General features: G+C 69.7%; 12 protein-coding genes and 1 tRNA gene. 5 read left to right on the top strand and 8 right to left on the bottom strand.

From position 1 onward, the window contains the following. Window position 1: 1 nt before the first annotated feature. The 7 genes from guaA to Q0812_RS12970 all read right to left on the bottom strand — a co-directional run bounded on the left by guaA (window position 2) and on the right by Q0812_RS12970 (window position 6,744). Window positions 2-1,555, bottom strand: coding sequence for a glutamine-hydrolyzing GMP synthase (gene guaA / locus Q0812_RS13000; protein WP_302110778.1), 1,554 nt, complete (start codon window positions 1,553-1,555; stop codon window positions 2-4). Continuing rightward, the gene (locus Q0812_RS12995) at window positions 1,556-2,809 is read right to left on the bottom strand and encodes an RsmB/NOP family class I SAM-dependent RNA methyltransferase (RefSeq protein ID WP_302110777.1); all 1,254 of its coding nucleotides are present in this window, start codon (window positions 2,807-2,809) and stop codon (window positions 1,556-1,558) included. 16 nt (window positions 2,810-2,825) lie between these two features. Then, a complete protein-coding gene (locus Q0812_RS12990; protein WP_302110776.1) occupies window positions 2,826-3,212 on the bottom strand; it encodes an MAPEG family protein in 387 nt (128 codons plus the stop codon). Between the two features lie 18 nt (window positions 3,213-3,230). After that, window positions 3,231-4,691: an IMP dehydrogenase gene (gene guaB, locus Q0812_RS12985; RefSeq protein WP_302110775.1), complete on the bottom strand. Its 1,461-nt coding sequence runs from the start codon at window positions 4,689-4,691 to the stop codon at window positions 3,231-3,233. 55 nt (window positions 4,692-4,746) lie between these two features. After that, the gene (locus Q0812_RS12980) at window positions 4,747-5,811 is read right to left on the bottom strand and encodes a DUF2332 domain-containing protein (RefSeq protein WP_302110774.1); all 1,065 of its coding nucleotides are present in this window, start codon (window positions 5,809-5,811) and stop codon (window positions 4,747-4,749) included. Further along, window positions 5,808-6,518, bottom strand: coding sequence for an RlmE family RNA methyltransferase (locus tag Q0812_RS12975; protein WP_302110773.1), 711 nt, complete (start codon window positions 6,516-6,518; stop codon window positions 5,808-5,810). The genes Q0812_RS12980 and Q0812_RS12975 overlap by 4 nt, the downstream gene beginning before the upstream one ends. Window positions 6,519-6,652: 134 nt before the next feature. Then, window positions 6,653-6,744: transfer RNA gene (locus tag Q0812_RS12970), tRNA-Ser, on the bottom strand. Window positions 6,745-6,848: 104 nt separating this feature from the next. Here Q0812_RS12970 and Q0812_RS12965 point away from each other — a divergent pair. The 5 genes from Q0812_RS12965 to Q0812_RS12945 are packed head-to-tail and all read left to right on the top strand — an operon-like array spanning window position 6,849 to window position 12,466. Next, window positions 6,849-8,396, top strand: a complete 1,548-nt coding sequence (locus Q0812_RS12965) for an exopolysaccharide biosynthesis polyprenyl glycosylphosphotransferase (RefSeq protein ID WP_302110772.1) — start codon at window positions 6,849-6,851, stop codon at window positions 8,394-8,396. Beyond that, the gene (locus Q0812_RS12960) at window positions 8,396-9,850 is read left to right on the top strand and encodes a lipopolysaccharide biosynthesis protein (protein WP_302110771.1); all 1,455 of its coding nucleotides are present in this window, start codon (window positions 8,396-8,398) and stop codon (window positions 9,848-9,850) included. Before Q0812_RS12965 ends, Q0812_RS12960 begins: the two co-directional genes overlap by 1 nt. Beyond that, the gene (locus Q0812_RS12955; RefSeq protein ID WP_302110770.1) at window positions 9,847-10,770 is read left to right on the top strand and encodes a glycosyltransferase family 2 protein; all 924 of its coding nucleotides are present in this window, start codon (window positions 9,847-9,849) and stop codon (window positions 10,768-10,770) included. Before Q0812_RS12960 ends, Q0812_RS12955 begins: the two co-directional genes overlap by 4 nt. Further along, window positions 10,770-11,519, top strand: coding sequence for a polysaccharide deacetylase family protein (locus Q0812_RS12950; RefSeq protein WP_302110769.1), 750 nt, complete (start codon window positions 10,770-10,772; stop codon window positions 11,517-11,519). Before Q0812_RS12955 ends, Q0812_RS12950 begins: the two co-directional genes overlap by 1 nt. After that, window positions 11,516-12,466 carry a glycosyltransferase family 2 protein gene (locus Q0812_RS12945; protein WP_302110768.1) on the top strand — a complete coding sequence of 317 codons (951 nt, stop codon included), beginning with the start codon at window positions 11,516-11,518 and terminating at the stop codon, window positions 12,464-12,466. The genes Q0812_RS12950 and Q0812_RS12945 overlap by 4 nt, the downstream gene beginning before the upstream one ends. Here the strand turns inward: Q0812_RS12945 and Q0812_RS12940 are convergent. Beyond that, the gene (locus tag Q0812_RS12940) at window positions 12,403-13,689 is read right to left on the bottom strand and encodes an O-antigen ligase family protein (RefSeq protein ID WP_302110767.1); all 1,287 of its coding nucleotides are present in this window, start codon (window positions 13,687-13,689) and stop codon (window positions 12,403-12,405) included. The two genes, Q0812_RS12945 and Q0812_RS12940, sit on opposite strands and share 64 nt — an antisense overlap. Window positions 13,690-13,694 lie beyond the last annotated feature (5 nt).

Raw genomic sequence — 13,694 nt, 5'->3', positions numbered from 1 at the left:
CCTATTCCCACTCGATCGTTCCGGGGGGCTTGGAGGTCACGTCGTAGACGACGCGGTTCACGCCCCGCACCTCGTTGACGATGCGGGTCGCGGTGCGGCCCAGCACGTCCCAGGGAAACTCGAAGAAGTCAGCCGTCATGCCGTCGGTCGAGCTGACGGCGCGCAAGGCCAGCACCTTTTCATAGGTGCGGGCGTCGCCCATGACGCCAACAGTCTTCACAGGCAGCAACACGGCGAAGGCCTGCCAGATCTGGTCGTAGAGGCCAGCCTTGCGGATCTCCTCCAGGTAGATGGCGTCGGCCTCTTGGAGGGTCGCCACGGCCTCGGGCGTGATCTCGCCGGGGATGCGGATGGCCAGGCCCGGCCCCGGGAACGGATGGCGACCCACGAAGGCCTCGGTCAGGCCCAGTTCACGGCCCAGCGCCCTAACCTCGTCCTTGAACAGTTCGCGCAGGGGCTCGACCAGCTTCAGCTTCATGAAGTCGGGCAGGCCGCCGACATTGTGGTGGCTTTTGATCACGGCCGACGGCCCGCCCGTGGCCGACACGCTCTCGATCACGTCGGGATAGAGGGTGCCCTGGGCCAGATACTCGGCGCCTTCGATCTTGGCGGCCTCGCGGTCGAAGACCTCGATGAAGACCCGGCCGATGGTCTTGCGCTTGGTCTCAGGGTCGCTGGTCCCGGCCAGCTGGCCGAGAAATTCCTTCGAAGCATCAACGTGGACCAGCGGGATATTGTAGTGTTCACGGAAGAGTTCGGTGACCTGTCTGGCCTCGTCCTTGCGCAGCAGGCCGGTGTCCACGAAGACGCAGGTCAGCTGGTCGCCGATGGCCTCGTGGATCAGCACCGCGGCGACTGAGGAGTCGACGCCGCCCGACAGGCCGCAGATGACCCGCGCGGAGCCCACCTGTTCCCGTATCTGGGCGATTTTCTCGTCGCGATAGGCCGCCATGGTCCAGTCGCCCTTCAGCCCGGCGATGCCGAAGAGGAAGTTGCGATAGATCTCGGCGCCGCGCGGGGTGTGATGCACCTCGGGGTGGAACTGGACGGCGTAAATCTTCCGCGCCTCGTCGGCGATGGCGGCGAATGGCGCGCCGGCGGAGGTGGCTACGACGCGGAAGCCCTCCGGAATGGCGGTGACGCGGTCGCCGTGGCTCATCCACACCGGCTCGCGATGATCGACGGCGCCGATGCCGGCGAACAGCGGCGTCTCCTCGGCGATGACAATCTCGGCGCGGCCGAACTCGCGGTGGTGGCCGCCCTCCACCTTTCCGCCCAACACGTCGCAGAGCAGTTGCTGGCCGTAACAGATGGCCAGCATCGGCACGCCGTAGTCGAAAAGCTTGCGGCCGATGCGCGGGCTGTCGGGCTCCAGCACGCTGGCCGGCCCACCCGAAAGGATGATGGCCCTGGGCTGGAAGGCGTCGACCAGCGCCTCCGCCTTATCGAAGGGATGAATCTCGCAGTAGACGTTCGCCTCGCGCAGGCGCCGGGCGATCAGCTGCGTCACCTGGCTGCCGAAATCGACGATCAGGACCTTCTCGTGGTCGGTCATTCAGGCGGTCCTTTCGTAGAGAGCGGCGAAGAAGCCGTCCGTATTCGTCGAGGCGGGCGAAAGGCGCAGGCGGGCGCGCCGGGCGTTCGGATTGTCCAGCGGAACGGGCGTGAACTCGGGATGGGCCGCCTCGAAGGCGTCGGCGCTGGCCTCGTTCTCGGCGCTCAACATCGAGCAGGTGACGTAGATCAGCCGCCCGCCCGGTCGGACCAGCCTGGCCGCCTGGCCCAGGATGCGCACCTGCAGCGCGTGCAGCCGCTGGACCTCCTCGGCCGTCAGCCGCCAGGCGTCTTCGGGGCGGCGCCGCCAGGTGCCGGAGCCGGAGCACGGCGCGTCCACGAAGACGAGGTCGGCCTGACCGTTCAGGTCCTCCATGCCGCCGCCGTTCTGACCCAGCAGGCGCAGCTCAGCCTCGACGCCCGCGCGCTCCAGACGGGGACGGATGTTGTCCAGCCGCTTCTGCACCACATCGCCGGCGATCAGCGTCCCCTGCCCGGCCATGGCCTGAGCCAGACCCAGGGTCTTGCCACCACCCCCCGCGCAATAGTCCACTACGGTCATGCCGGGCTCAGCCCCGGCCAGGGCGCAGACGAGCTGACTGCCCTCGTCCTGGATCTCGATGCGGCCGGCCTTGAAGGCCTCGGTGGCCTGGATGTTGGGCGGCGGTTCGGACGGCAGGCGCAAGCCCACGGGCGAGAGCGGCGTCGGCTCGGCCTGGAGCCCCGCCTCGGCCAGTTCCGCGCGCACCGCCTCGCGGTCGGCCTTCCGCGTGTTGACGCGCAGGTCGATGGGCGCGCGCGGCGCCATCAGGCCTTCGGCCTCCTCGGCCCAGCGGTCGCCGAAGGTGGTCTTGAAGTCCTCGACCACGAAGTCCGGCAGACCCGCCGCCACCCAGGCGGGCGGCGCGCCGGTCTCGGCCATCAGCCGGGCCCGTTCGCGGTTAGACAGCGGACCGGGTCCGTAACCCTCGCCCGAATGCAGCGCCTCGATCTCGGCCAGCGGCATACCGTCGATCAGGCTGAGCGACCCGATCACCAGGGCGCGGCCGTCCTGGCGTCCGCCCATGGCCCAGCTCAGCCGGGCGCGGGCCCGCAGCACCTTGTAGACGCGGTCGGCGATGGCGCGCCGGTCCTTGGAACCGGCGTAGCGGTTCTGCTGACCCCAGGCCTTGAGCACGGCCTCCGCCGGTTGGCGTCCCTGGGCGATGGAATCCAGGATCTGGGCGGCGGCGGAGAGACGGGCCTGGGGGGTCACGGGGTCCTTGCGTTTCCTAGATAAGCGCCAGCAGGACCATCATCAGGCCCGCAAAGCCGACGGCCCAGACCAGGGTGCGGATGACCGGCACGCCCAGCGCGTAAAGCGGCACATAGATCAGCCGGGCCCAGAAGTAGAGCTGGACGCCCAGCGCCGTGCGCTCATCGGCGGCGCCCATCATCTGAACCACCAGCACGCCGCCGATGAAGATGGGCAGGGTCTCGAACAGGTTGGCCTGGGCCCGTTCCAGGCGCGAGGTCAGCCTGGTGGGCTCGCGCGGCTCGTCGCGGGCCGACATGTTCCACTTGAGCCCGAAGACGCTGGTCTTGACCGCCGCCGTCAGGAAGATCTGGACCACCGCCAGAAGCAGCGTCCAGACCAGATAGGTGATCTCGATCGACATTACGCCCGCCCTCCCCTTTTAGCCCTGCCGGTAGTTGGGCGCCTCGCGCGTGATCATCACGTCGTGGACGTGGCTTTCGCGCAGGCCCGCATTGGTGATGCGCACGAAGCGCGCGCGCTGCTGGAAGGTCTCGATGTCGGCGGCGCCCACATAGCCCATGGCGGCGCGAAGCCCTCCGACAAGCTGGTGGATGACCGGCCCGATCGGACCCTTGTAGGGCGTCTGGCCCTCGATCCCCTCGGGCACCAGCTTCATGGCGTCCGATACCTCCTTCTGGAAGTAGCGGTCGGCCGAGCCGCGCGCCATGGCGCCCACCGAGCCCATGCCCCGGTACGATTTGTAGCTGCGGCCCTGATAGAGGAAGACCTCGCCGGGGCTCTCATCCGTGCCGGCGAACATGGAGCCCATCATGGCCGCCGAGGCGCCCGCCGCGATGGCCTTGGCCAGGTCGCCGGAATACTTGATGCCGCCGTCGGCGATGACCGGCGCGCCAGAGTCTCCCGCAGCCCGGACCGCGTCCATGATGGCCGTCAGCTGGGGCACGCCCACACCCGCCACGATGCGCGTGGTGCAGATGCTGCCCGGCCCGATACCCACCTTCACCGCGTCGGCGCCGGCGTCGATCAGGGCGCGCGCCCCGTCATAGGTGGCCACGTTGCCGGCGATGATCTGGGTGCGGTTGCTCTCGCGCTTCATGCGCCGAACAGCTTCGGCCACCTGGCTGGAGTGGCCGTGGGCGGTGTCGATCACCACCACGTCCGCGCCCGCTTCCGCGAGAGCCATCGAGCGCTCATAGCCCGCATCGCCCACGGTCGAGGCCGCGCCCACCAGCAGGCGGCCCTGCTCGTCCTTGGCCGCGTTCGGGAAGGCCTGGGCCTTCTCGATGTCCTTCATGGTGATCAGGCCGACGGCACGGTTGTCGCCGTCCACCACGATGACCCGCTCGATCTTGTGCGAGCGCAGCAGACCCATGGCCTCGTCGCGGCCCGCGCCCTCACGCACCGTGATCAGACCCTCGCTGGTCATCAGTTCGGCTGCCTTGCGCGAGCCGTCGGTCTCGAAACGCATGTCGCGATTGGTCAGCATGCCGACCAGGCGGCCCGTCTTCGGGTCCACCACCGGGAAGCCCGAGATGCGGCGGCGCTCGACGATCTGGCGGACCTCGCCCAAGGTCGTCTCGGGATTGATGGTCACCGGGTTGATGACCATGCCGCTTTCGTAACGCTTCACCTCGCGGACCTGATCGGCCTGCTCCTCCACCGACAGGTTGCGGTGGATGACGCCAAGACCCCCGTTCTGGGCCATGGCGATGGCCAGCCGGCTTTCGGTCACGGTGTCCATGGCCGAGGACAACAGCGGAATGTTGAGGCGAATGTCGCGCGTCAGCCGCGTGGCCGTGCCCACCTGGGTCGGCATGACCTCGGACGGGCCCGGCTCCAGCAAAACATCGTCGAAGGTAAGCCCTTCGCGAATCTCCATGAGACTCTCCGTTTTGCGGGCGCGCTATGCCCTAGCGGGCGGCGAAGGGCAAGGCTCAGACGGCCCACGCGATGAAAGTTCCGTGCGGGTGGCCGCGCGCCAACAGGCGGCGCCCGGCTCCCGGCCAAGTGGTGAGGGTGAGTTCGGCCCAGCGCTTGCCCTCCGCGTCGGGCGCCGCGGCGGCCTCATAGGCCAGCCAGGCCAGGGGCGCGGCCTCGGTCGCCTGCGCGCCGACCTGTTCAAGATGAGCGGCGACGCGAGCCCGGCCCTCGGGCGGGAAGTACTGTAGGGCGATGGTGTGCATGACCACGCGGCAGAGGCCGGGTTCGGGCTCGACCTTCAGGACCCTCTCCAGCCAGTCGGCCCCGTCGGCGCGCTCGACCTCTGGGGGATGAGCGCGGGCGACGCCAAGCGCCGCCTCCAGCCGCTCGACACGCTCTCTCTGATCGGCCCAGACATAGGCCAGCAGGCGCTCGGCCGTGGCGGGATCGGTGGGGTCAAGCGGCGACAGATCTACGCCGCGCCGGGCGACCACCCTCACCTCCGCCTCCGCCAGCGGCGGGCCTGACCAGTCAGGGCTCAGACGCACGGATGAGGCCGGGTCGCCCGCCCGCACACCGCCCAGATCGAAGGCGTAGCGGTCGAGGTTCAGGTTTAGCCCGGCGCTCGAGCCCAGCTCATAGAGGCTGAACGGCAAGCCGAACCGCTCGGCCAGGACCAACAGTCCGGCCATCAGCGGGCCGGACCGGCCGACCTCATTGGTCTGGGGCGGGCCGTCCAGCCAGCGCGCGACGGCCTCGCCCTGCTCTTCCAGCGCCGCCGTGATCGCCGCCCACAGCATCTCGTCGTCAGGCGTCGGCGCGGGCGGCCAGGCCGCCCGCACGGCGTCCACGATCCCTGCCCGGGCCAGGGCGTGCAGCGCCCCACAAAACCGCAGCGGCAAGGCGTCAGCATGCGCGTCCGGAACGCCCGGCCAGTCCAGCATCCGCCGACCCACCGCCGTCGAACGGCCCAGCCGCTCGGCGACCAGCGCGCAGACCTGGGCCGTGAAGGGCGATCCCAGCGATCCGCACACCCGCGCCTGATCAGCGAAGGCCGAGCGGACCTGAGCCTCGCTCACTTGCGGCGCACCGCCGCGAGGAAGACCTCGGCGGAATCCTTGCGGCTGGCCTTCGGTTTGATGAAGCGCACCTCTTCAAAGCCCGCCTTCAGCCGGTCCATGATCGGACCCAGGTCGGCGCCCTGAAAGGCCTTGGTGACGAAGGATCCGCCGGGCTTCAACGTGCGCAGGGCGAAATCCGCCGCGATCTCGATCAGGGCGATGATCTTCAGGTGGTCGGTCTGGCGATGGCCGACCGTGTTGTGGGCCATGTCCGACAGCACGAGGTCCGGCTGACCGCCCAGCAGGTCGATCAGCTGCTGGTCGACGCCCGGATCGGTGAAGTCCGCCTGGATCAGCTCCGCGCCCGGGATCGGCTCGATCATCAGCAGGTCCACGCCCGCCACCCTGGCCGCGCCGCGGGCCAAGGCCACCTGCACCCAGCCGCCGGGCGCCGCGCCCAGGTCGATAACGCGCGAGCCGGGCTTGATGAGGCCCAGCCGGTCGTCGATCTCGGTCAGCTTGAAGGCCGCGCGGCTCCTCCAACCCTCGGCCCGGGCGCGCTCGGAAAAGGGATCGGCCAGCTGGCGCTTGATCCACTGCTGGCTGGACATGGACTTGTCGTCGGCCGTCTTCATCTTCTGGCCCATACCGCGCCCGGCGGCGTCGCCGCGCGTGGGCGGGCGCACCATGCGGCGGCGGGGCGGCGTTTCCGGTTCGTCGGCCATGGCCGTTCTTTAGCCGCCCTGAAGCCAAAGGCGAAGATCGCAAAACCCTGCCTGGACGATCTTCAGCTCGGGCTCGCCCCGTCAGATGCGCGGGTTGCGCCGGTCGGCGGCGCGGCTGTTCGGGAATGGGTGAATGGCGGAGACGGAGGGATTCGAACCCTCGGTACCCCTTACAGGGTACGACGATTTAGCAAACCGTTGCCTTCAGCCACTCGGCCACGTCTCCGGGAGGGCTCCAGCTATCGAAAAGGCGGGGACTGCGCAAGCGGGGCGCGCCAAAGCCGCCCGTTAACGTGAAATGCACGGCGCGCGGAGCAGTCTGCAGGGGTCATGACCGCCTTGGCCCCGGCCGATCCCAAGCCTGACGCCCGCCCGCGATCCGCGGCCGGGTTGGAGACGTTGGCGCGCCATGCTGAAGCGCTGGCGGCCCAGAGGGCGGGCGAGCGGCGGGGCCCGTTCCGTCCGGCCCGCCTGACCTCGGCGCGCGACCGGCAGACCCTGCGCCTGTCCTCCCACTATTTCCGTCTCTACGACTGGATGGGCTTAGCGGCCGTGACGCTGATCGGAGCGCACCTGGCGCTGAACCGCGACCTGATGGGCGCGGCGGTGGCCGAGTTGCTGCCGTTTCTGCTGGCGGCGGGCCTTGCGCTGGCCCTGCTGAGGACGCTGGGCCTCTACGCCTTTCGGGCCCACGAGGGCCTGCCCGAACACCTGATGAAGACGACCGGGGCCATGGCGCTGGCGGGCCTCGCCGGCATCGCCCTGGCCGCGCCATTCGGCTTTGCCGGATCATTGGGAGGATGGACGGCGGCGGCGCTGCTGGTCACGGCCGGGCTGCATGCCCTGTGGTGGAGCCAGGTGCGAAGCTGGCGCCGCTCCGGCGCGCTGACCCCCAACATCGTCATCGTCGGCGCGACCCGCCGGGCGCAGACTCTGATCGAAGCCGCCCTGGCCCGGCGCGACCTGAACGTGCTGGGCGTTTTCGATGACCGCCTCTCTCGGGCGCCGCGCGATGTGGCCGGCGTGCCGGTGCTGGGGAATGTCGAAGACCTGCTGGGCCATCGTATGATGCCGGCCGTCGATCATATCGTCCTGGCCGTCGATCCCGGCGCGCGATCCCGCACGCGGCAGATCTATGAGCGTCTGTCGTCGGCGCCCCAGGCCGTATCGATGGTCGTTGACGATCCAGCGCGCGGCGGCGCCGGCCAGGCCGAAGCCCTGCGCCGCCTGGCCGAGGCCCCCCTGGCGCGCCTTGAGCAGATGAACGAGGAGCGCCGCGCCTTCGCCAAGCGCCTGCAGGATCTTCTGCTGGGCGCGCTGATCCTGATCGCCGCCCTGCCCGTCATGGCCGTGACCGCCGTGCTGGTGAAGCTGGACAGCCCCGGCCCCGCCTTCTTCCGCCAGCGCCGCCACGGCTTCAACAACGAGGAGATCGTGGTGTGGAAGTTCCGCACCATGCGCGTGGAGAGCGCCGACGCCCGCGCCGAGCGCCAGGTCACGGCCGATGACGACCGCGTCACGCGACTGGGCCGCTTCCTGCGCAAGACCAGCCTGGACGAGCTGCCTCAACTGTTGAACGTGATTTCGGGCGAGATGTCCCTGGTGGGCCCGCGACCTCACGCCATCGGGATGAAGACGGGGCATGAGGAGTCCGCGCGGCTGGTCGCCGACTACGCCCATCGCCACCGGATCAAGCCGGGCATGACCGGCTGGGCCGCCGTGAACGGCTCGCGCGGCCCTCTGCACACGGCGGCCGATGTGGCGCGGCGCGTCCGACTGGATATCGAATACGTCGAGCGTCAGTCCTTCTGGCTGGACCTGTGGATCATGGCGATCACCGCCCCTGTCCTCCTGGGCGACCGCCACGCGGTGCGCTGATGTTCTGGCGCGGAGTCTGGGGCTACCTGCCCGCCAATATCGTGCAGGGCGTGGTCGGCCTGCTGACGATTCTTATCTTCACCCGCCTGCTGTCCGCTGAGGACTTCGGCCGATACGCACTGGCTTTCTCGGTCATGTCGCTGGCTCACGTGGCGGCCTTCACCTGGCTGGAAGCGGCAATGGCGCGCTTCTGGGCCGCCCAGAAGCCGGACGAGATGTCCAGCCACTTCGCCTCGGTCTGGCGCACGCTGGCGATCATTATCTTGGCGTTCGCGCCCATCGCGGCTTTGGCGTTGTGGATGTGGCCGGTGGAAGCGCCGCTGAAGCTGGCGGTGGCGGCGGGTCTGGCCGGCGTGCCCGTCCGCTGCGCCGCCAAGATTGCCCAGGAACGTTTCCGCGCCGCCGGAGAGGTCGGACCTGCGGCCCGCCTGGATATCTGGACCACGGCGGGAGGTTTCGCCATCGGCGTCGCCTTCGCGCTGGCGGGGGCCGGCGGGGCCGCGCCCCTGCTGGGACTGGCCCTCGCCCCGCTGGCTGCCCTGCCCTTCATTCTGCCGGGCGAGATCAAACAGACGCGGGACGGCCAGGTGGAGCCGGGGCGCCTGCGCAGCTACGCCGCCTATGGCTTTCCGCTCTCGGCGTCGCTGGCCCTGGCCCTGGCCCTGGCTTCCACCGACCGCTTCCTGCTGGCCGCCTTCCTCGATGAGGCGACGGTCGGCGCCTACCACGCCGCCTATAGTCTGGCGAACCGGACGCTGGACGTGATCTTCATCTGGCTGGGCGCCGCCGGAGGTCCCGCCCTCATCATGGCGCTGGAACGCGGGGGCCAGGGCGCCCTCAGGGCCGCGGCGCGCGAGCAGGCCTCGGTCTTTGTGCTGATCGCCCTGCCCGCCGCGGTGGGCCTGGCGCTTGTGGCCCAGCCGATGGCCGAGGTGATGATCGGCGAAGACCTGCGGACAGCGGCCGCATCGGTGACGCCCTGGATCGCCGCGGGGGCCTTCCTGGCCGGCATGACGACCTATTATTTCCACCAGGCCTTTACGCTGGGGCGCCGCACCGGCTGGCTTCTCGCGGCCATGGCGATTCCGGCGCTGGCGAACCTGATCCTGTGCTTGATCCTGATCCCCATCATGGGACTGACAGGGGCGGCGGCGGCCACGGCGCTGAGTTTTGGTGTGGCGGTGTTCGCCTCCATCGCCCTGGGGGGGCGGGTGCAGCCCCTGCCCTTCCCGGCTGAGGCGTTGCTGCGCTGCGGAGCGGCCGCGCTGCTTATGGCCGCCGTGGTTTCGGTTCTGCCTGATCTGGGCGGGCTAGCCGAACTGATCCTCAAGGCCGGGGCAGGCGCAGCGACCTACGCCGTCGCCACCCTGATGCTGAATGCCGCCGGTGTGCGCGACCATGGCGCAAGGCTCCTGAGGCACCCTCGCCTGTCCTTCCTGAGGGCGGCGCCATGACGCTGCAGGTCCACGACAACGCCAGCTGGAGCGGCGCCCAGCCGCGGCTATCCGTGCTGATCCCCTTCTTCCGGGACGATCCGACGCGCCTGATCCATGCCCTGGACGCCCAAGGGGCCAGGGAAGTCGAGCTGGTCCTGCTGGACGACGGCGGGGAAGATGCGAGCCTCACCCAGCGCGTGCGGCAAGCGCTCGAGGCGGCCACGCTCCCCATCCGGCTGGTCGTGCTGCATGAAAACGCGGGGCGCGCGCGCGGCCGCAATCTGCTGGCCGAACAGGCGCGAGCCGAAGCCCTGCTGTTCCTGGACAGCGACATGCTGCCGGACCGGCCGGACTTTCTTCACCGTTGGCTGACCTTGGCCAAGGCGCCGTCCATCGGCGTGGCCTTCGGCGGCTTCTCACTGCTCCAGGCGCCGCGCGACCCCCGCTTCGCCGTGCACCGGGCGATGGCGCTGCGGTCGGACTGTCTGCCCGCCGCCGAACGGATGAAGACGCCGGAGAAGTACGTCTACACCTCGAACCTGCTGGTGCGCCGCGAGGTCTTCGACCGTATCTCCTTCGCAGCCGACTTCACGGGCTGGGGCTGGGAGGATGTGGAGTGGGCCATGCGCGCCGCCGACATCAGCCCCATCGTTCATGTCGACATTCCCGCAACCCACATGGGCCTCGATCCGGTCGAGGCCCTGATCGGCAAGTACGAACAGTCGGCCCCGAACTTCGCCAGGGTCGTCGAGCGGCATCCCGAGGTCATCGCGGCCTATCCGGTGCACCGCGCCGCCCGCCTGATCCGGCGCATTCCTGGCCGGAGCCTCGTGCGCGCCTTGTGCAAGGCCGTGGCGCGCCTACCCGTGGCGCCCGCCGGCGCGCGCGCCTTTTCCCTGCGCCTGTATCGCGCCGCCCTCTACGCCGAGGTGGTGTGATGCAGGCCTACGCCGCCGACCGTTCGCTGAAGGGCAAACTGCGCCGCCGCCTGGCCAGGCTTCAGGCGCGCCGCCCGCTCGACGCGGAAATCCCGGGGCCCATCGTCTCCTTCAGCTTTGACGACATTCCCGAGAGCGCGGCGTCAGTCGGGGCGCCGGTGCTCGAGAACCTAGGTGTGCGCGGCAGCTTCTATGTCTGCGCCGGCCTCGACGGCCGGGCCGGGCCGATGGGCCCCCACGCCACGCGTGCGCAGATTGCCGAACTGGCCGCGCGGGGCCATGAGATCGGCTGTCACACCTTTGAGCACCTTGACTGCGGCAAGGCCGGCCGTGAGGCCATCGACGCCTCCGTCGCCGCGAACAGCCAGGCCCTTAACGGAATGGATGTGCGAACCTTCGCCTACCCCTACGGCGAGGTCTCCGTCACCGCCAAGCTGGCGCTGGCCGACCATTTCCAGGCCGTGCGCGCCCTTCACCCCGGCCTGATCCGTCGAGGCGCCGACCTCAATCAGCTGCCCTGCGTGGGGATTGAGGGCGACGCCGGCGAGGCGCGCGCCGCGGCCTGGATTGACCGCGCCGCTAGCGGGCGCGCCTGGCTGATCCTTTACAGCCACGATGTCTCTGCTCGGCCCAGCCGGTGGGGCTGCACGCCCGAGGCTCTCGCCCGCCTAGTTCACCGGGCCAAGGACGCGGGGGCCGAGGTTCTGCCCGTCGCCGACGCGCTGGCCCGCATCCGGAGCGCCCGGTGAGCGTCGCCGTGATCATCCCCACCTTTCGCAGGCCTGACAGCCTCAGGCGGGCGCTTGCGTCCGTGTGGGCGCAGGAGGGGCTCGGCGACCAGCTGACCCAGATCATCATTGTCGACAACGATCCGGACGGCTCCGGCCGAGCCGTCATCGCCGAAAGGCAGGCCGACGCCAGGCTGACCTATATTCATGAACCGCGCCCCGGCGTCTCAAACGCCCGAAACGCCGGCGTAGCCGCCGTAAAGGCCGATCTCGTGGCCTTTCTGGATGATGACGAGGCCGCCTCAAGCGGCTGGTTGGCCGCCCTGCTTGACGCTCAAGCGAAACTTCAGGCCGACGTCCTGTTCGGCCCGATCCGCGGGCGGGCGGATGACGCCGAGCCGTGGCTGAGACCCTATCTCTCGCGCTTCTTCGGCCGCGAAGGTCCTACTGGCGATCAGCGCATTGAGCACGCCTACGGCTGCGGCAACAGCTTGCTGGTGCGGGCCACGGCGCTGAGCGAGACGGCTCCCTTCGACCCGCGCATGAACGAGACGGGCGGCGAGGACGACGCCCTGTTCTCGCGCCTTGCGGCGCGCGGCCTGGTCTTCGGTTGGGCCGCGCAGGCCTGGGTGGACGAGTTCGCGCCGCCGGAGCGCGCCACCCTCGCCTACGCCCTGAAGCGCGCCTTCGCCTATGGCCAAGGCCCATCGCAAACGGCAGCGCGGGACCGAAGGCCGATCGCGGTCCTGCGCTGGATGGCGATCGGCGCCGCTCAGGCAACGGTGTTTGGGGCACTGGCCGGCCTGGCCTGGCTCGTGCGCTCGCCCCGTCGGGCGGATCTTTCGGACAGGGCGGTCCGGGGCCTCGGCAAGCTTCTTTGGATGCCGCTGTTCGAGCCGCGCCTCTACGGCCAGATCGGCCGCGGCGGCCCAACGCGGCGCGGCAAGGCGGCCATCGCCACGGGCTGAGCCGCCTCGCCCAGCGCGAGCTTGGCGGCGAAGGCCACGAACAGCACCCAGCGCACATCATGCCAGCTGAGGGTGATGCTCTCTGTGAGCATGGTCAGGCTGTAGCCGAGCACAGAGGGCACGGCCAACCAGCCCGCATCACCCCGGTAAATTGAAATGATCGACCGCCCCCAGACCTCGGCCAGCCAGAGACCGAACAGGATGACGGCGCCCCAGCCCAGGTTCAGCCAGAGCTCCATCCATCCGTTGTGGGCGTGGCCGGCGCGGAAGCCCGCCACCTGGGTGATGCGGGCGAGCGGCGCGTAGGGATTGGTGTCGTCCCAGATGGCGCCATAACCGTAACCGGTCCAGGGGCGCTGCCGCGCCACCTCGGAGATGCCCGCCCAGATGTTGGTGCGGCCGGTCAGGGTGGCGTCCTTGCCCAGAGCCTCGAACACCAGGTCCGCCGCGTAAACGCCGACCGCCGCCGTCAGGGCCAGGCCGATGACGGCCGTCCAGGTCAGGGTGACGCCCCAGACGGGACCTCGCCGCACGACGGCGATGACGGCAAGCGCAGCCATGGTCAGGATAAGCACCACCAGCGAGGTCTTCGAGGTCGAGAGCAGCACCATGACCACGCAAAGCACCGCGAATGCGATCCACAGGCGACGACGCTGGGGGTTGAGAATGGCCGCCGCCGCGCACAGGCCGAAACCCACGACCATGTTGGAGCCGAGGTTGTTCTTCTCGAGCCAAAGGCCGCGCCAGGCCCCTGGGAAGAGCTGCTCCATCCGCCCCCATTGCGGCATGAGCAAAGCCGCCAGAAGCGACAGCACAGCCATGATGGCGAAGGCCGTTGCGCAGACCTCGGCAAGTCGCGGCCAGCGGAACCGCGCCGCAAGGCTGAGCGCGCCAAGGGTGGTGAAGGCTACGGCGACGAAGCGCCGGATTGTCGCCGATGGATCCACCGACCAGACCCAGGACATGGCCGCCAGCAGCAGCAGGGCCCCCAGCAACGGCGTCACCAGCACGGCGCGCCCGGTCTGCAGGGGGGCCGATGCGGCCAGGAAGAGGGCGCACAGGTAGGCCGGAGGATAGGCCGCGCGGATCAGGGCGCCATCGGCCGCGCCCGACCCATATCCAGACAGGATCGCCAGATGCGGCTGGGCATAGATGAAGACCATCAGCGTCCCGGCCCAGAAGGCCCAGAGCGAGCGGTCCTCAAGCTCGGGCGCGCGGCCCATGGCCG

Origin of the sequence: Peiella sedimenti (assembly GCF_030504955.1) — a bacterium.
Lineage (GTDB): Bacteria > Pseudomonadota > Alphaproteobacteria > Caulobacterales > Caulobacteraceae > Brevundimonas > Brevundimonas sedimenti.
Note: the sequence above shows the minus strand (reverse complement) of the source record. Positions and strands in the feature narration are given on the sequence as shown.